The 17,380-nt window shown below is 75.8% G+C and carries 12 protein-coding genes; 5 read left to right on the top strand and 7 right to left on the bottom strand.

Going from position 1 to position 17,380, the window contains the following annotated elements; translation table 11 throughout:
* Position 1 precedes the first annotated feature (1 nt).
* Positions 2 to 2,068 carry an AAA family ATPase gene (locus tag AC5L34_RS20375; RefSeq protein WP_494826440.1) on the bottom strand — a complete coding sequence of 689 codons (2,067 nt, stop codon included), beginning with the start codon at positions 2,066 to 2,068 and terminating at the stop codon, positions 2 to 4.
* A gap of 186 nt (positions 2,069 to 2,254) precedes the next feature.
* On the opposite strand from AC5L34_RS20375, the gene AC5L34_RS20380 reads away from it, so the two are divergent.
* The 5 genes from AC5L34_RS20380 to AC5L34_RS20400 all read left to right on the top strand — a co-directional run bounded on the left by AC5L34_RS20380 (position 2,255) and on the right by AC5L34_RS20400 (position 10,790).
* Positions 2,255 to 5,149: a helix-turn-helix transcriptional regulator gene (locus tag AC5L34_RS20380; protein ID WP_494826442.1), complete on the top strand. Its 2,895-nt coding sequence runs from the start codon at positions 2,255 to 2,257 to the stop codon at positions 5,147 to 5,149.
* 109 nt (positions 5,150 to 5,258) lie between these two features.
* Entirely contained in the window at positions 5,259 to 6,029 is a 771-nt protein-coding gene (locus tag AC5L34_RS20385; protein ID WP_441176646.1) for a DUF5995 family protein, read from the top strand.
* Between the two features lie 444 nt (positions 6,030 to 6,473).
* On the top strand, positions 6,474 to 6,875 hold the full coding sequence (locus AC5L34_RS20390) for a hypothetical protein (RefSeq protein WP_494826445.1): 402 nt from the start codon (positions 6,474 to 6,476) through the stop codon (positions 6,873 to 6,875).
* Between the two features lie 85 nt (positions 6,876 to 6,960).
* Positions 6,961 to 9,054 carry an APC family permease gene (locus AC5L34_RS20395; RefSeq protein WP_441176644.1) on the top strand — a complete coding sequence of 698 codons (2,094 nt, stop codon included), beginning with the start codon at positions 6,961 to 6,963 and terminating at the stop codon, positions 9,052 to 9,054.
* Positions 9,055 to 9,248: 194 nt separating this feature from the next.
* Positions 9,249 to 10,790, top strand: a complete 1,542-nt coding sequence (locus tag AC5L34_RS20400) for a hypothetical protein (RefSeq protein WP_494826447.1) — start codon at positions 9,249 to 9,251, stop codon at positions 10,788 to 10,790.
* 142 nt (positions 10,791 to 10,932) lie between these two features.
* Here AC5L34_RS20400 and AC5L34_RS20405 read toward each other — a convergent pair whose 3' ends face one another.
* The 6 genes from AC5L34_RS20405 to AC5L34_RS20430 all read right to left on the bottom strand — a co-directional run bounded on the left by AC5L34_RS20405 (position 10,933) and on the right by AC5L34_RS20430 (position 16,974).
* Positions 10,933 to 11,892, bottom strand: coding sequence for a TIGR03557 family F420-dependent LLM class oxidoreductase (locus AC5L34_RS20405; RefSeq protein WP_494826449.1), 960 nt, complete (start codon positions 11,890 to 11,892; stop codon positions 10,933 to 10,935).
* Positions 11,893 to 12,330: 438 nt separating this feature from the next.
* Complete coding sequence (locus tag AC5L34_RS20410; RefSeq protein ID WP_101410499.1) at positions 12,331 to 12,537, bottom strand: hypothetical protein; 207 nt, start codon at positions 12,535 to 12,537, stop codon at positions 12,331 to 12,333.
* A 259-nt stretch (positions 12,538 to 12,796) separates the two neighbouring features.
* A complete protein-coding gene (locus tag AC5L34_RS20415; protein ID WP_494826451.1) occupies positions 12,797 to 14,083 on the bottom strand; it encodes a helix-hairpin-helix domain-containing protein in 1,287 nt (428 codons plus the stop codon).
* A gap of 245 nt (positions 14,084 to 14,328) precedes the next feature.
* Entirely contained in the window at positions 14,329 to 15,678 is a 1,350-nt protein-coding gene (locus tag AC5L34_RS20420) for an FAD-dependent oxidoreductase (protein WP_441176640.1), read from the bottom strand.
* A gap of 14 nt (positions 15,679 to 15,692) precedes the next feature.
* Positions 15,693 to 16,043 carry a TcmI family type II polyketide cyclase gene (locus AC5L34_RS20425; protein WP_101410495.1) on the bottom strand — a complete coding sequence of 117 codons (351 nt, stop codon included), beginning with the start codon at positions 16,041 to 16,043 and terminating at the stop codon, positions 15,693 to 15,695.
* A gap of 91 nt (positions 16,044 to 16,134) precedes the next feature.
* Positions 16,135 to 16,974: an AfsR/SARP family transcriptional regulator gene (locus AC5L34_RS20430; protein ID WP_441176639.1), complete on the bottom strand. Its 840-nt coding sequence runs from the start codon at positions 16,972 to 16,974 to the stop codon at positions 16,135 to 16,137.
* Positions 16,975 to 17,380: the final 406 nt, after the last annotated feature.

A 17,380-nucleotide genomic window follows, 5' to 3' on the forward strand; every position in this document is an offset into this window, starting at 1 on the left:
CTCACGCCGCGATCGGCGTACCGCGCGGCAGGATCCAGCTGCGCCGTCGCCAGCGACCCTGTCGCCGCGCCGAGCCGCCTGGCCGGGCGGCGGCCGCGACGCCCCGACCATCCGCCGCACCGTCCGGCGGGGCCGCGCGACCCGGGACGACGACCCGGTCGGGGTCGGACGACAGGCTGCGACCCCGGATCGGGGTCCAACCGCGCAGCCGCACCACCCGCTCCGCCCCGCCGCGCTGCCCGGTAGCGGCCACCACCGGCGCGGGCGCGGGACACCCCGCCGGACCGGGCGGCCGGCCGGTGGGGTCGGCGACGACCGCGGGCACCGGCGGTGCGCCCGCCTCCGCCGACCGTCCGGCCCGGCGGGCGAACGCGGCCCGCGCCGCCCTCGGCAGCCGGGCGTACGCGACCTCGCGGACCACCGCGTCGGCGACGGCGTACCGGCCGTCCGGGCGGGTGACCAGCAGACCCGCCGAGACCAGGGCGCGCAGCACCGGGGCGGCCCGCCCGGGCGCCCAGTCGAGCAGGCGCGCCACCGTCGCGGCGGGAAGCCCCGCGCCGACCGTCGCGGCGGCCATCAGCACGGCCCGGCGCGCCCCGTCGAGGCGGTCCAGCCGGGCGTCGACCTCCCGGCGTACCTCCTCCGGCACGGACTGCGCCGCGCCGAGCGACGCGACGTACGCGGCGGCCCGCCCCGGATTGCCCCCGACCAGCGGCAGCAGCCGGGCCACCGCCGTGGTCGGCCGCCCGGCCCGCTGGAGCAGGTGGCGCAGCAGCCGTCCGGTCTCCACCGGGCGCAACGGCGGCACCGTCAACCGGTGCCACCGGTCCCGGGGCTCGGGCAGGACGTCCGCCCACTCCGGACGGTGCAGCGTCACCACCGCCAGCGGCAGCGACCGCGCGCTGGCCGCCGCGAAGAGCCGGCGCAGGAAGTGGCTCAGCGCCACCGCGGCCCGGTCGAGGTCGTCCACCGCCACCAGCACCGGCTGCCGGGCGGCGAGCCCCAGGAGCACCTCCCGGGCCACCTCGGCGCCCCGGACCGCCGCGCGGGACTCGTCCGGCGCGGCCAGCAGCGCCTCCAGCGCGGACACCGCCCCGGTCAGGCCGGTGGGCGGCACCAGGTCGGTGAGGGCGGCGGTGAGCCGGCGCCGGACCGTCGCCGGCGCGTCGTCGTCGCGCAGGTCGGCGAGCCCGCGCACCAGGTCCGCGACGGGCGCCAGGGGCTGCGGGTACGGGGGGCAGTGCGCGACGCACCACCGCACCGGCGCCCCGTCCACGGTCGGTACCGCCCGGGTCAGCTCGTGCAGCAGCCGGCTGCGTCCGCTACCGGCCGGACCGGCCAGCGACAGCCAGCGCGGGCTGCGGTCCCGCACGGCCCGGACGATGAGGTCCCGGGCGGCGGCCAGCTCGCGCCGCCGCCCGACCAGGGGTCCCTCGTGCCGGGCCGGGGCCGGCCGGATCGCGCCGGTGGCGTGCCACACGTCGACCGGCAGCGCCTTGCCGGCCAGGGCCACCGGCGGCACCCGGTGCTGCGCGACGAGGCCCACGGTGGCGCGGTGGGTGGCCGCGCAGAGCGCCACCCCGCCCGGCGGGGCGTACTCCTGCAACCGGGCGGCGGTGGTGATCACCGCGCCGCTGGCCACGCCGTGCCAGCCGTCGCGCGCGGCGGCGAGGTCCACCAGCGCCTCGCCGGTGGCCACCCCGGCCCGGACCCGCAGGCGCGGCGCCCCGGGCGGCGGCCGCCGGTCGAGGGCGCCCTGGATCTCCAGTGCCGCCCGCACGGCCCGGTACGCGTCGAAGCCGTCGGAGCGGCGGGCCCCGAACAGGGCCAGCACCGCGTCGCCGACGTACTTCTCGACCACCCCCTGCCAGCGGCGCAGCACCCCGCCGACAGTGTGGAAGTACGCCCGTTGCAGGGCCCGCACGTCCTCCGGGTCGAGCCGGTCGACGAGCGTGGTCGACCCGACGATGTCGACGAACAGCACGGTGACCAGGCGTCTCTCCTCCGGCACCGGCCAGCCTGCCGAGGTGACCCGCTGCGGACCAGCGACGATGGTGGGTATGGGCATCGCACCCGCCTTTCCCCGCGGTGGCTGACGACGCCTCGGACACTGTCACCGATCGGCCGGTGGGGGATCTGCCGAACGACGTATGTCGACCGTGCGCAACCTTCGGTCGTAAAGTCGACGCGAGGAGTACCACAGGCGCGAAAGACCCGTAGAACGGTGCGGGGACCTGTGACTAGGCTGCGAGCCATGGCCAGCGACGTGGACACGGCACCACTCGTCGGCCGGGCCGACCTCGTGACGACGGTACGGTCCGTGCTGCTCGACGACGTCACGCAGGGGCACACCGCCGCCGTGTTCCTCACCGGCGAGAGCGGCGTCGGCAAGACCCGCCTGCTGCGCGAGGTGGGCGACCGGCTGCGCGACGCCGGGGCCCTCGTGCTCACCGGCTCCTGTCTGGACATCGGCGACGCGTCGCCCCTGCACCCGCTGCTGCAGGCGTTGCGCCGCCTCGACGTCGAGCTGACCGGCGCCCACGCCAAGACCTCCTCGGCGGTCCGTGGGCTCCTGCGGACGTTCGCCGAGGAGACCGCCGGCCCGGACGGCGCCGGGGCGCTGCTGGAGCGGGTCTCGCAGGGGCTGCACCTGATCGCCGAGGGCCGCCCGCTGGTGCTGGTCCTGGACGACCTCCAGTGGGTCGACCGCAGCACCCGGCAGCTGCTGCTCTACCTGCTGGCCGGGCTGGGCGACCTCCAGCTGTCCGTGCTCGCTGCGGTGCGGGCCGAGTCGTTGCAGGGCGCGCACCCGCTGCGCCGGGTGCTCACCGAGCTGCGCCGGCTGCGTACGGTGCGGGTGCTCGACCTGGCCCCGCTGGACCGGGCCGGCACCGACCAGCTCGCCGCCGCCGTGGTCGGCCGGCCGCTCGCCGGTGAGGCGGCGGAGCTGGTGTGGCAGCGCAGCGGCGGCAACCCGTTCGTGGTGGAGGAGCTGGCCCGCGACCTGCGCGACGGCAGGCACGGGCTCTCCGACACGCTGCGCGAGATCTTCCTGGCCCGGGTGGACGCGCTGCCGGAGCACGCGCACGCCGTGGTGCACGCGGTGGCGACCGGCGTCGAGCCGGTGCAGCACTGGCTGCTCGCCCGGGTGGTGCGGCTGCCCGAGGACGAGGTGATCGAGGCGGTCCGCGCGGCCGTCGCGCACCGGCTGCTGGTGAGCGCGGACGACGGCTACCGGCTGCGGCACCGGCTGGTCGCCGAGGTGCTGGAGCACGAACTGCTGCCGGCCGAGCGCGCCGCCCTGCACCGCCGCTACGCCGAGGCGCTCACCGCGGCCCCGGCCGAGCTGCACCAGGCGCGCCTGGCGCACCACTGGCGGCTGGCCGGCGAGCCGGCGCGGGCGCTGCCGGCGGCGATGGCCGCCGCCCGCGAGGCCGAGCGGCTGCACGGCTGGGCCGAGGCGCACCGGCACTGGTCGGTCGCGTTGCAGCTGGCCGCCGCGCCGGGCGTCGCGGCGCCGGACGTGGACCGGGTCACCCTGCTGCGGCACGCCGCCGAGGCCGCCCACCACTGCGGCGAGCACGCCCGGGCGCTGACGCTGCTGGAGGAGCTGGCCGCCGCCGACGCCGACCCGTCGGCGTGCGCGCTGCACATCCGCCGGGCCCGCTACCTGGCCGCCGCCGGTCGGTCGGCCCCGGCGGAGGCCGAGTACCAGCGGGCCCTGGAGGCCGCCGACTGCACCCCTCGGGAACGGGCCACCGCCGCAGCGCACCTGGCCGAGCTGCTGCTGCACCTCGGCCGCTACGCCGACGCGGGCCGGCGGGCCCGGGAGGCGCTGGAGCTCTCCGCCGAGGTGCCGGGCTCCGCGTCGGAGGTGGTGCTGGCCAGCGCCGCGCTCGGCTTCTCGGAGGCCTACCTCGAGGACCCGGACGCCGGGCTGGCGGTGATGCGCCGCGCGTTGGAGACCGCCGAGCGCGCCGGCCGCCCGGAGGACGTGGCGTGCGCGTACCTGCACCTGGCGGAGCTGCTGACCGGCCCGCTGAACGTGCTGGAGGAGGGCGTCGTCGTCGCCCGCCGCGGCGCCGAGCGGGTGGCCGAGCTCGGCCTGGGCCGCACGTACGAGACCCGGCTGCTGGCCATCGCCACCAACGGGCTGTTCCGGGTCGGCCAGTGGGCCGAGGCGGAGAAGGTCGTCGCGGCGGCGTTGCGGCACCGCCCCTCCGGCGCCGACGCGGTGGAACTGCTGCTGGCGCGCTGCCGGCTGTCGGTGGGCTACGGCGACATCCAGGCCGCCGACCGCGACCTGGACGCGGTCGCCACGGTGCTCGCCGGCGGCGGGGCGCGGCACGTGATCCCGCTGCTCACCCTGCGGGCGGGGCTGGCCATGTGGCAGGGCCGGCACGACCTGGCCCGGCAGGCGGTGCAGCGCGGCCTGACCGAGAGCCGCTCCGACGACGTGGGCATCCTCGCGGCGCTGGTCTGGCACGGGCTGCGGGCCGAGGCCGAGGCGCACGCCAGCCGCGCCGTGCCCGTCGACCCGACGGCGCTACGGCGGCTGCGGGAGGTGGCCGACCGGGTCGCCCGCAAGAGCGAGCACGCCGCCCGGCCGGTGCGCGACGTGGTGGACGGCTTCCTGGCGCTGTGCGCCGCCGAGGTGAGCCGCCTGGACAGCAGCGACCCGGAGCTGTGGGCCCGCTCGGTGGCGCAGTGGGACCGCCGGCACCACCCCTACCCGGCGGCGTACTCGCGGCTGCGGCAGGCCGAGGCGCTGCTGGCCCGGCGCAAGCGCAGCGCCACGGCGGCAAAGCTGCTGCGGCAGGCGTACGAGGTGGCGCAGGGGCTCGGCGCGGTGCCGCTGACCTCGGAGATCCGTACGCTCGCCGGGCGGGCGCGGGTGCCGCTGGAGGACCGCCCGGCCGCGGGCGGCCCGGCCGTCGGCGCGGACGGCGACGAGCTGGCGGCGCTGACCGCCCGGGAGCGGGAGGTCCTCGCCGCCGTCGCCGAGGGGCTGACCAACCGGGAGATCGGCCAGCGGCTGTTCATCAGCGAACGCACCATCGGCGTGCACGTCTCGCACATCTTCGACAAGCTGCACGTCCGCACCCGGGTGCAGGCCAGCGCGATCTTCCTACGCAACCGGCGCGGCTGACGCGCGGCGGGGATACGTCGTTCTACTGATCCGGCCGGCTGCCGCCGGCTGGCAGGCTGTGCTGCGTCGCCGACGGCACGGGGCTGTCGGGGACCACTGTGGAGGAGAGATGACGGAACCGGTGTGGGGGCCCGTGCATCGGGACATCGTCGACCTGCTCGCCGATCATCCCGCCGACGTGCCGGCGGTCGTCGACCATCTCACCAAGCTCCAGGACCTGCTGGTCCGGCTGCCTCCGCTGGAGGCGAGCTGCCCGCTGGCCGACTTCAACCGGCTGTACCTGACGATCACCGAGAGCGTGCTGAACGGCCTCTACGACGACCGCTTCGCCGACCCGGTGTTCCTGTCCCGGCTGGACGTGGAGTTCGCCGCCCGCTACTTCGACGCCATGCGGCTGTGGACCGACGCGAGCCCGGGCACGCCGAAGGCGTGGGCCTGCCTGTTCCAGCGGATGCGCGGCCCGGACGCACGCCCGCTGCCGTCGGCGGCCGCCGGGGTGAACGCGCACATCAACTTCGATCTGCCGTTCGCGCTGGTGACCACGTTCGACAGCCTGGAGTCGGAGCCGGTGGACGGCACCGACCAGCACCGCGACTACCTGAAGATCAACGACATCTTCGCGGACAAGATCCCCGGTCTGCGGCGCGGCTACCTGGAGCGGTGGCAGCTGCTCATCGACATGCTCAACGGCGACATCGACGACTGGTACCAGGGGGAACTGGTCGAGTACACCCGCGACGTCGCCTGGCGCAACGCGCAGAAGATCTGGCGGTGCCGGCACGATCCGGCCGCCCACGAGTGCGAGCGCGCGCGGTTGGACGAGACCGCCGCGGCGCTCGGCCGGCTGCTGCTCTCGCCCCTCGGGGCGTTCCTGCAGTAGCCGGGACGGGGGGTCCCCGCGCTTCGCATCCGGCAATCGGCGGAGCGCGGGGACGCGTCCCCCGCCTGACCAGGGCTCGCCCGTCGGGGGGCGCCGGGCCCGTGGTCAGGCGGTCCGACCGGCCGGGGGTACGCCGGGTCGGGGCGCGGGGTGTTCGCGGGTCGGCCGGCCCGGGGGGTGTCGGCCGGCCCGCACGGGGTACGCCCGCGCCATGAGTGATCCGGCCCGGCGACCCGCCGCCCGACCCCGCCCCCGGCCCGCCGCCCCGTCCCGCCCCGCCCGCCCGGGCGAGGCCCGCCCTGCCGGCCGGGGCGGTCCGCGATGACCGGCGGGGGATCCGGCGCGGGCGGGACGGTCCCGAGATGACCGACAGGGGATCCTGCGCGGGCGGGACGGCCTGAGATGACCGGCGGGGCACCTGGCGCCGGTGGGGGCGATCCCGCGATGACCGGCGGCGCCCGCCGGTTCGGGTTCCGCTTGAATCCGGTGTTCCGGCCGGCGCTCGCCCTGGTCGGCGTGCGGCCGGCGACGGCCTGGGTCGACGTCGACGCGGCCGAGCTGGTGATCCGGTTCGGCCCGTGGCGGCTGCGCACCGCCCGGCGCAACGTCGTCGGCGTCGCGCCCACCGGGCCGTACCGCTGGTGGCGGGGGATCGGTACGCGCCTGTCGCTGGCCGACGCCGGCGTCACCTTCGCCAGCAGCACCGCCGCCGGGCTCTGCCTCCGCTTCGCCGAGCCGGTGCCGGCCCTGCTGCCCGGCGGGTGGCTGCGGCACCCCGGGGCGACGGTGACCGTCGCCGACCCCGACGCCCTGGCCCGTGCGTTGGCCGCGCCCGACGGCGACTGAGTCCTCCCGGCTTCACCGTTCCGGCGGGCGGGCGGCCGGCGACCGCCTACGGTCGGGTCAGGACCGCCGAGGGTGGGGACGGGGCATGCGTGACGAGCACGGGCCGAGGTCGCGGCGCACGCGTGGTCGCCGCCCGCCGCCCGCCGGTCCGCCCCGGGACCTGCGCGCGGCCCGGGACCCGACCCGTCCCGACGGCCGGGCCCGGCGCCCGGTCGCCGTCCCGGAGGCGCAGGCCAGCCCCACCCGGCCCGCCGCGCCGCTGAGCCCACTGCGCCGCTGGCTGTTCGCCCACCGGGTGCAGCCGGTCGGTCCCGAGGCGGCGGAGGGGCAGGCCCGCTCGCACCCGTGGTGGCAGGTCATGTGCCTGACCGGGGTGGACTACTTCTCCACCCTGTCGTACCTGCCCGGGATCGCGGCGGTGGCCGCCGGGGCGCTCTCCCCGCTGGCCACCCTGCTCATCGTCGCGCTGACGCTGTTCGGCATGCTGCCCATGTACCGCAGGGTGGCCCGGGAGAGCCCGCACGGGCAGGGCTCGGTGGCGATGCTGGAGCGGCTGCTGCCGTTCTGGCGCGGCAAGATCTTCGTGCTGGTCCTGCTCGGGTTCGTGGCGACCTCCTGGATCATCACGATCACCCTCTCCTCGGCCGACGCCACCGTGCACCTGCTGGAGAACCCGTACGTGCCCGAGGGCGTCGGCGGCACGGGCGTCGCCGTCGGGGTCACCGTCGTGCTGCTGCTCGTCCTCGGCGGGGTCTTCCTGCTCGGCTTCCGGGAGGCGGTCGCGGTGGCCGTCCCGCTGGTCGTGGTCTTCCTGGTCCTGAACGCGCTGATCGTGGCCGACGGGCTGGCCGGGATCGCGGCGAACCCGGGGACGTTGTCGGACTGGACCGCCGCGCTGACCGCCGGTGCCGGCCCCGGCGAGGTGGCGCTGACCGCCGTGCTGGCCTTCCCGCTGCTGGTGCTCGGGCTCTCCGGCTTCGAGACGGGGGTGAGCATGATGCCGCTGGTCGCCGGTGCGGGGGCCGACCGCGAGGCACGGCTGGCGGCGCGGATCCGCAACGCCCGCCGGCTGCTCACCGCCGCCGCGCTGATCATGTCGGTGTACCTGGTCTCGACCACCCTCGTCACCACGGTGCTCATCCCCGCCCGGGAGTTCGAGCCGGGCGGGGCCGCGAACGGCCGGGCGCTGGCGTACCTCGCCCACGAGCGCCTCGGGGAGGGCTTCGGCACCGTCTACGACGCCAGCAGCGCGCTGATCCTCTGGTTCGCCGGCGCCTCCGCGATGGCCGGTCTGATCAACATCGTGCCCCGCTACCTGCCCACCTACGGCATGGCGCCGGAGTGGGCCCGGGCCGTGCGGCCGGTCGTGATCGTCTACACGCTGGTCAGCGTCGCGATCACGGTGGTGTTCCGGGCCGACGTCAACGACCAGGCGGGGGCGTACGCCACCGGCATCCTCGCCATGATGGTCTCCGCCGCGGTGGCGGTCACGATCTCGGCGGCCCGCCGCCGGGAGCGCGTCGTGGCCGGCGGCTTCGCCGTGCTCACCGTGGTCCTGCTGTACGCCCTCGTCGAGAACGTCGTCGCGAAGCCCGACGGCATCGCCATCTCCGCGCTGTTCATCCTCGCCATCGTGGTCGTCTCGCTGGTCTCGCGGGTGACCCGCACCACCGAGCTGCGTACGGAGCGGATCGAGTTCGACGAGCCGGCCCGCCGGTTCATCGCCGAGTCGCTGGCGCACGACGGCCGGCTGCACCTCATCGCCCACAAGCGGGCCGGTGGCGCGGTCAAGGAGTACACGGTCAAGGAGCGGGCGCAGCGGGGGATGAACCCGGTGCCCGGCGAGGGCGACATCCTCTTCCTGGAGATCGACGTGGTCGACCCGTCGGAGTTCAGCCAGGTGCTGCGGGTGCGCGGCGTCCAGGTGGGCGGCTTCCGGGTGCTGCGGGCCGCCAGCCCGGCGGTTCCCAACGCCATCGCGGCGATCCTGCTGGCGCTGCGCGACGCCACCGGCGTACGCCCGCACGCCCACTTCGAGTGGTCGGAGGGCAACCCGCTGGCGCACCTGTTGCGCTACCTCATCCTCGGCCGTGGCGACACCCCGCCCGTCGTACGGGAGATCATCCGCAAGTCCGAGCCGGACCCGACCCGTCGGCCCGGCATCCACGTCGGCGGCTGACCGGCGCCCGCCGCGGCGCCGGGAGGCCCGCGCCCATTCGTACCCGTGAAGGCGAATGGTACGTTTATTCATGTTCAAGGGACTTGCCCGTTTCTCGTCCGTATCGTGGCTTTCGGCGGTTGTCGCGACGTCAGCCGTCCCGCGTCCGGTTCGACGCGGCCGTGACACGCACGCGCGAGAGGCAGGAAAGCCTGATGACGACAAATCAAGGGGGCCGACGGGCAGCACCACCCAGACGACGGTCGCGGTGGTTCCTAGCCGGCGGCCTCGTGGCGGGCGGCCTGGTGGCGGGGGCGGCCGGGCTGACGGGCGTCTCCGCCGTGGCCGCCGACCGGGACCTGCCCGCCGCCTCGGACGTGCCCGCGCTGGCGCTGCGGGCCGACGACCGCTCCGACGAGGGCCACCGCGGCGACGCCGTCGAGGACCGCGACCACGCCCGCGAGGAGCGGCGCGGCGGCAAGCCGGACGGCCGGCCCGCACGCCCGGGGCAGAGGCAGCGCCCGGAGGTCCCGGTGCCGTGCGACTCGGCGAAGCTGATCTCGGCGCTGGTCCGGGCCAACGCCGAGGGCGGCGCCGACCTGCGGTTGGCGTCGAAGTGCACGTACGAGCTGACCCACGCGTTCCAGCAGCCCGACGAGTACGACGGCGGGATCCGCGACGCCCGGGAGGCCGCCGACAGCGCGGAGAACCCCGGCGACGCCGAGGCGCCCCCGCGCAACCCGCAGCACGACCGGGCCGGACTGCCCGTCATCTACCACCCGATCTCCATCCGGGGCGAGGGCGCGACCATCGTGCGTGACGTGCACGCCGAGGCGTTCCGGTTCTTCACCGTCCGCGACGGCGGGGAGCTGACGCTGTCGGACGTGGTGCTGCGCAACGGCCTCTCCGCCGCCGAGGGCGGCAGCATCCACGTCGTGCACGGCGCCTCCGCCGTGGTCGAGCGCACCACGATCGTCGACAGCACCTCCCTCTCGGCGGAGGGGGGCGGCGGCGGGATCTTCAACGACGGGCACCTGGCGGTCGCCGGCAGCACGTTCGTCGACAACCACGCCGCCGGCACCGCGGGCAAGGGCGGGGGCCTGCTCAACGGTGGCGTGCTGAGCCTGGAGACCTCGCAGTTCCGGGGCAACAGCGCCGTGGCGTACGGCGGCGGCCTCGCCAACTACCGGGGCGCGGCCGAGGTGCACTCGAGCACCTTCGCGCACAACAACGCGGCGCAGGGCGGCGGCGTCGCCAGCTTCTCGGCGCGTACCCGGGTCGCCGACACGAAGGTGGTGGGCAACACCGCCCAGACCGGCGGCGGCATCGCCAACTCGGACGCGTTGATCTTCCTGCGCGGCCTGGAGGTACGCGACAACACCGCCACGGGCAACGGCGGCGGCATCTCCACCTTCCAGGGCCTGGTCCCGCTCGACGACAGCGTCGTCTCGGGGAACACGGCGCGGGGCTCCGGTGGCGGGATCCACGCCCAGAAGTCGAACCTCCTGGTGCGCCGCAGCGAGGTCGAGCGCAACCACGCCGTCGGCGCGAAGTCCACGGGCGGGGGCATCTTCGCGACGCTGGGCCAGGTCTCCCTCTACTCCAGCCGGGTGGCCGGCAACGTCGCCACCGTGAAGCCGGGCGGCCTCTTCGCCGACAAGGCCCGCGTCAGGGTCGACGACGAGACCGACATCATCGACAACGAGCCCACCAACTGCGAGGGCAGCAGGGTGCCGGTCGCCAACTGCTTCCGCTGACCCGTCGTCGGCGGGCCGTCCCGGCAGGGGCGGCCCGCCGCCCGGGGCGCATCCGGCCCCGCCGGTCGATCATCGCGATCGCGGCGGCCGGGTGCGCCCTCTCGCGTCGTGGGGGCGCCGGCCGGCGGGGCGCGTGGGCGGCTCAGCCGAGGGCGCGCAGCCGGGCGGCGAGGTCGCCGGCGAAGAAGTCGAGGAAGCCGTCCGGGTCGGGGCCGGCGTTCTGGAGCACGACGTGGTCGTAGCCCGCCTTGACGTAGGCACGCACGTGCGCCACGTGCGCCTCCGCGTCCGGCCCGACGGAGAACAGCTCCCGCACGTGCCGCTCCTCGACGTACGCGCTGGCGGCGTCGAAGTTGACCGGGTTCGGCAGCTCGCTCATCACCTTCCATCCGGTCACCATCCACCGGCTGGTCTCCAGCACCGCCTGCACGGCCTGCTGGTCGTCGGTCGCCCAGGCCATCGGCACCTCGGCGTAGCGGGGGCCGTCGCCACCGGCCTGCCGGTAGTGCTCGACGATGGACGCCTCCGGCTCGGTGACGAACAGGCCGTCGCCGAGTTCGGCGGCCATCGTCGCCGAGGAGCGGCCGCTGGCGGCCACCGCGATCACGGGCGGGGTCTCCGGCAGGTCGAAGACCCGGGCGTCCTCCAGTTGCAGGTGCTTGCCCTCGTACGACCGGTAGCCGCCCTGCCAGAGCAGCCGGATGATCTCCAGCGCCTCGCGGAGCCGCTCGTGCCGGCCCCGTACGCTGGGGAAACCCTGCCCCACCACGTGCTCGTTGAGGCGTTCCCCGGCCCCGACGCCGAGGGTGAACCGGCCCTCGGAGACCAGCGCCATGGTCGCCGCCGCCTGCGCGATGATCGCCGGGTGGTAGCGGACGGTCGGGCAGGTGACCCCGGTGGCCAGGCCGATCCGCTCGGTCTTCGCCGCGACCGCCCCGAGCACGCTCCAGGTGAACGACGAGTGCCCCTGGGTGTCGAGCCACGGATGGAAGTGGTCGCTCATCTCGACGAAGTCGAAGCCCACCTGCTCGGCCCGGACGGCCTGCCGGATGATCTCCTGCGGCCCGTACCCCTCGGCGGCGAGCTTGTAGCCGATCCTCATCCCGGTGCTCCCGTCCCGTGCGGCAGTGGTGGCGCAACGCCGGTTCCCGTGGCCGGGGCGGGCAAACGTCGCGGCGCCGCGCCGGCGGCCGCACGTGGCGGCGCCTCGACACCTCGCCGCCACCGTCGACAGGCACCGCACACCGCCACCGTCGATCGGCACCGCCACACCACGCGGCGCGCCGAGGACGACAACCCCAGCCTCCTAGGACGCTCTACGAGGTGTGTGGGCCGCCACGGCGACGCCAACACGTGCTGCCCGGCAGGTGCCAGGAGCGCGGCCGGGCGGGCGGAGGGGATCGAGGTACGGCGCGACGCGGCGGAGAGCGCGACGACAGCGGCGGGCACGACGGCCCGGAAAGGAGGGGGGAGTGCCCGGACTGCTCCGGACATGGCGCGGCCCGCGCCCCGAGCGGGCGCGGGCCGGAGGGCGTGGGTCCTACTTGGACGGCTGGGGCAGCTCGCAGTCGACCTTGGGGTTGGCGCCGATGTAGTTGAGCGGCCCGGCCACGATCGTCACCAGGATCGTGCCGGCCTCGGCACAGTTCGTGTCGTCGTTGTTGTAGTAGCCGCGTTGCCCGGCGGCGACCGCGCCGATGATCAGCCAGATCACGACCAGGACTCCGAATATCGACGTGCCGCGCATCGCTGCCTCCGCAAGGGTGTGGTGGATCGAGGTGCTGGGCGTTGTACCCAATCGCGATGAACGGCTAACGGCCCGCCGGTGGCCCTGCCGGGGACCACGCGTGCGGCCGACGCGGGCACACCTTCCGCCCGCGCCCCGGGCCGGAAGGACGACATCGCGGCGCCCGGGAGACGGACGCCGCGATGTCGGCTCGATCGTGCGGGGGTACGCGCCCCCGCCCCGGCGCCGACGGCGAGTACGGCGGCCGGGGTCACGCCGGTCAGGCGTCGGTGCCGCCCACCGGGGTCGGCAGGGCGGTGGCCGCCTCCTGCGGGGCGCCGGCGAGCACCTTCGCCTGCTGCGGCCAGGTCGCCAGGCTCGGCGCGGCCCGCAGCCCGGCCGCCCGGATCGTCTCCCGCAGGGCGGCCTCGTCCAGCTCCGCGAGCTGCCGGTACGTGCGGATGCCGGCCGCCTGCAACGCCGCGGCCATCTTCGGGCCCACGCCCTGGATCCGACGGAAGTCGTCGGCGGCGTCGGAGTCGGCGGCGGGCGGGGCGGTCACCTCGCCGCGCGGCGAGGGCACGACGACCGCCTCGACCGGCGTCGACTCCGCCTCGACGGGTGCGTCGACCGCCGTGGCCGGAACGTCCACCTCGGCGGCGGCCGTGGCCGGCTCGACAGCGGTGGCGGTGGCCGGCTCGACGGCGACGGCCGTGGCCGGCTCGACGGCGACGGCCGTGGCCGGCTCGACGGCGACGGCCGTGGCCGGCTCGGCCGGCGCGGTGCGGGCCGGCTCCGGCTCGGCCGGTGCGTCTGCCGGCTGCGACTCGGCGGGGGAGGCGGCCGCGACGACGGGCGCGGTCTCCGGCTCGGCCGGGGAGAGGGTGGCGGCGGCGGGCGCGGGGTCGGGCTCGACCGCGACGACAGGGGTCGGCTCCGGCTCGGCGGCGGGGGTGGGCGCGGTCTCCGGCCCGGTCACGTCCGCCGGCGTCGGGATGACGGCGGCCGGGGTGGGCTCCTGCGTCGCGGCGGGGACGTCCCGCGGCTCGGCGGCCGGGGTGGCCTCCCGTGCCGGCCGGTGGTCGACGGGACCGGTCACCTCGGCCGCCACCGGCAGCACGATCTCGTGGTCCGGCCGGGCGTCGGCGGCGGTGGCCGGCGGCGCGGGGTCGGTGTCGGGCGCCGGCACCGGGTCACCGGTCAGGGCCATGTCGGCCGGGTCGACGTCGTCGGCCCGCGACGCGTCGGCCGTGACCACGGTGGCCGACGGGGCGGTCGCCGGGTCGGCGTCGGTCGGGGCGTCGGCCCCGGGCGCGGCGGGGACGCGGTCGGCGACGGCGTCCGGCCTGGGATCCACGGTCACCTCCGGCCGCGCCTCGTCGAGGGTCGCGACGGGCGGCGGGTCGACCACCACGGCGGTCATGCCGGCGACCGGGTCACCATCCACCATGGGCGAGCCGTGCGTGGCGGTCGCGGCGTCCTGCCGGCCGCGCCAGAACCAACCGCCCGCCGCACCCACCACCAGGGCCACGATCAGTATCAGCCAGTGCCCGAAAGACCACGTCACGGCAAACCTCCCTATCGTTCACGTCCGGAAACCCGCGAGAAAAACTCGCCGCAGCTTCGCACACGCGCGTAGGCGCCGACGGGCAGGACCGGATGTCCGCCGTCGCGCGGGACGGATCGCACCGGCGGTGTCCGGCGGGCGACGCAGGGTCGCCGTCGGGGCGTACGTGTCAGGTCGTCGTCCGCGGGACCGGGTACGCGGGGGACCCCGGCACCCGTGGCGGCGCCGGGGTCCCCGTCGGACAGTCAGTCCTCCTCGCCCCGGTAGCTGTAGAAGTCGTCGACGAACCGGCGCGCCAGCCGGGGCACCCGACTGGTGACGCCGAAGTAGCCCCGCGCGCCGAGCAGCGCGAGCCGCCCGACGACGGGCTTGTACATCCGGTCGTCGCCGTTGGTGCCGCTGCGGTTGAGCGAGTCGGCGACGCGGGCGAACCCGTACGGCACCATCGCGGCCTCGTAGTCGGCCACCGCCTGGAGCAGCGTCTTGTCGCCCGTCGCGGCCTGCCGCAGCTGCCGGCAGAGCAGGGCGGCGTCGCGCAGGGCCGTGTTGGCGCCCACCCCGCGTCCCGGCGTCATCGTGTGGATGGCGTCGCCGAGCAGGGTGACGGTGCTGCTCTTCCACGGCGGCACCGGTTCGCTGGTGGACACCTTGATGGGCAGGGCGCTGTCCGGCTCGCCGCGGGCGAGCAGTTCGCGCAGGTGGGGGTGCCAGTTGCGGGTGAGCCGCAGGGCGAGCAGGATCAGCTCCTCGCCGCGCCGCTGCATCACGTCGGCGGGGAAGCGGCGGGCCGTGCTCCACACGACCAGGTTGATGTTGTCGCGGGTGTTGTCGTGGCGCAGCCCCGGCCAGCCGCGCAGCAGTTCGGCGTCGGCGGGGTCCACGCCGGGCTTGAGTGCCCCGTCGCGGTCCCACTTGAACTCCATCACGTGCAGCACGCCCATGATCCCGCCGGTGCCGAAGATCAGCGAGATGCCCTGCTCGATGCGCTCCGGCAGCAGCCCCCGGGTGTGCGGGGTCAGGGGTATCCGGGTGGCGATGTTGATGGTGCCGGCGTCGCGGGTGACCGCGTGCGGCAGGTACTGGCGGCGTACCGCCGAGTGCGTGCCGTCCGCGGCGACGAGCAGGTCGCCGGTGGCGGTGCTGCCGTCGGCGAAGTGCGCGGTCACGGTGCCGTCGTCGCGTTGGTCGTACCGCGTGAAGGTCCTGTCGAAGTGGACGACGTCCTCCATGCCGGTGAGCAGGACCTGGCGCAGGGTCATCCGGGCCACGGACCGTTCGGTGTTCACCGGGTCGGTGTCCGGCCGGAGCGTGAACGAGGCGGTGCGGCGCATCCCCTGGGTGATGACGTTGAAGTAGCGGGGGGAGCGGGCGCAGGTGGCGAGGTACACGTCGAAGAGGGCGGGCGGCAGGCACTCGCGCAGCGCGCGGCTCCCCGTCGGTCCGATGCCGACCCGGTAGCCGAGCAGCCCCTCGCCGCGCGTGCGGTAGCGCTCGTACACGGCGACGCTGATCCCCGCCCGGCGCAGGCCGTGCGCCAGGCACAGCCCGCCGGTGCCGGCCCCGATGATCAGTACGTGGGGTGGTCTGGACGACATGGCGACCGCCCCGTTCAGCCGGCCGGATGCGACGACGAGGTCGCGTCGGCGGCGTCCCACCGGTAGAAGCAGCCCGCGATCGCGTCGCGCGGCGAGCGCCAGGTCGGCAGGTACGGCGTGGTGTGCGCGGAGAGCCGCTCGTTGACCTGCCGGTAGAGCGGGTGGTTACGGGCGTCGGCCAGGGCGTCCGGTGCCACGTCGGCGGTCTCCATCAGGTGTACGCACAGGTCGTGCAGGCAGTACAGGGACCGGTGGCGGACCCCGGTCAGGGCGGGCAGCTCGGTCGCGTCGGACTCGGCGAAGATCTGCGCCACCCGACCCTCCGCGCCCGGGATGATCCTGCTGACGATCAGAAGACGGCTCATGGGACCCCTCTCGCCGGTGGTGCTCCGCGACCATGGCGGAGCCCACGGACTGTTGTGCGCCCACCGTGCCCGGGCGGCTGTCACCTGCCCGTCACACCGACCGTCGCGCCGGTGACGCCGCGTCAGTGGGCGCGGGGCGCGAGCCGGGTGGACGGCCCCGGGGTGGCCCGGGCGGGGCCTCGCGGGTGGCCTCCCGGATGGGCGCGAGGGTGTCGTCGAGCAGGGCGGTCATCGCCGCCGAGGGCTCCAGCCGCAGTTCCCGCAGCAGCAGGTCGCGATAGACGTAGAAGGCGTGCACGGCCTCGAAGGCGTTGCCCTCGGCGAGGTGGATGCGTACCACCAGCCGGTGCGGCGTCTCGCGCAGCGGCTCGGCGGCCATCGCCTCCAGCGCGGCTTCCAGGGCGGCGCCGTGGCGGCCCGCCGACAGGTGCTGGCCGGCCAGGTCCTCCAGCATGTGCAGGCGCAGTTGGCGCAGCCGCTCCCGGTCGGCCAGCACCCAGTCGTCGTACCAGCCGGGGAGCAGGTCGTGCCGGCCGGCGGCGAGGGCCGCGGCGGCGCACGGGTCGTCGCCGTCGCGTACCCGTGCCGCCGTGCCGACGAGCGCGTCGACGTCGACGCGGACGACCGGGGCGAGGCAGACCGTGTCGCCGGAGGTCATGATCGGGCAGCAGGGGTCCTGCCGCAGCCGCCACAGGGCGGTACGCAGGGACGACAGCGCCCGCTCCTCCGGCGCGTCCGGCCAGAGCAGGCCGGCCAGGTGACTGCGGGTGGCGCCGGGGCGCAGCCCGATCAGCGCGATGACCCGTTGCAGGCCGCGCGGCACCACGACCGGCGCGTCGGCGTGCAGCAGCCGGAACCCGCCGAGCAGGTGCAGCGAGATCTCGGCGTCGGACCGGCACCCGGTGGTCGGCGTCGACGGATCAGCGGCCACGGCGGCACCCCCTGCGGAACGCTCGTCCCGACTCGTCTGCTGTCCCCGGCGCGGCTGCCCATGACCCCACTGTCGGATCGCTCCGCCGCGGCACGGCGTCGTGCGCCGCGGCCGCCGGGCTGACCGTGACGAAGATTATCAATAGTGGTCACTCTGGGTCAATATTCGATGCGGGATCGCGCTTGCCTGTCGGCGTCCACGAGAACCGTTCCGAACTGCACAGAGTCCACTGTGTGCAGCTCGTGCCGCACAGCTCATGCACAGCTTGCGTCAACGCAGCGTCACGAAGGCTGCGTCGCCGTTCGGCGGTCGCCGGTGACGCCGCCGTGACGCCCGTGGCCGCATCGTGGCGCCAGTCGTCCGGCTCGGCCGGTGCCGTCGTCACCGACGCCGGATGCCGTGGAGG

It is taken from the genome of Micromonospora sp. ZG13, assembly GCF_059359355.1.

What these genes read in the sequence shown, in the direction of transcription:
- AC5L34_RS20405 (WP_494826449.1), bottom strand. Translation starts at nt 11,892, where the DNA reads ATGAGGATCGGCTACAAGCTCGCCGCCGAGGGGTACGGGCCGCAGGAG.
- AC5L34_RS20385 (WP_441176646.1), top strand. Translation starts at nt 5,259, where the DNA reads ATGACGGAACCGGTGTGGGGGCCCGTGCATCGGGACATCGTCGACCTG.
- AC5L34_RS20380 (WP_494826442.1), top strand. Translation starts at nt 2,255, where the DNA reads ATGGCCAGCGACGTGGACACGGCACCACTCGTCGGCCGGGCCGACCTC.
- AC5L34_RS20425 (WP_101410495.1), bottom strand. Translation starts at nt 16,043, where the DNA reads ATGAGCCGTCTTCTGATCGTCAGCAGGATCATCCCGGGCGCGGAGGGT.
- AC5L34_RS20395 (WP_441176644.1), top strand. Translation starts at nt 6,961, where the DNA reads ATGCGTGACGAGCACGGGCCGAGGTCGCGGCGCACGCGTGGTCGCCGC.
- AC5L34_RS20410 (WP_101410499.1), bottom strand. Translation starts at nt 12,537, where the DNA reads ATGCGCGGCACGTCGATATTCGGAGTCCTGGTCGTGATCTGGCTGATC.
- AC5L34_RS20390 (WP_494826445.1), top strand. Translation starts at nt 6,474, where the DNA reads ATGACCGGCGGCGCCCGCCGGTTCGGGTTCCGCTTGAATCCGGTGTTC.
- AC5L34_RS20420 (WP_441176640.1), bottom strand. Translation starts at nt 15,678, where the DNA reads ATGTCGTCCAGACCACCCCACGTACTGATCATCGGGGCCGGCACCGGC.
- AC5L34_RS20400 (WP_494826447.1), top strand. Translation starts at nt 9,249, where the DNA reads ATGACGACAAATCAAGGGGGCCGACGGGCAGCACCACCCAGACGACGG.
- AC5L34_RS20375 (WP_494826440.1), bottom strand. Translation starts at nt 2,068, where the DNA reads ATGCCCATACCCACCATCGTCGCTGGTCCGCAGCGGGTCACCTCGGCA.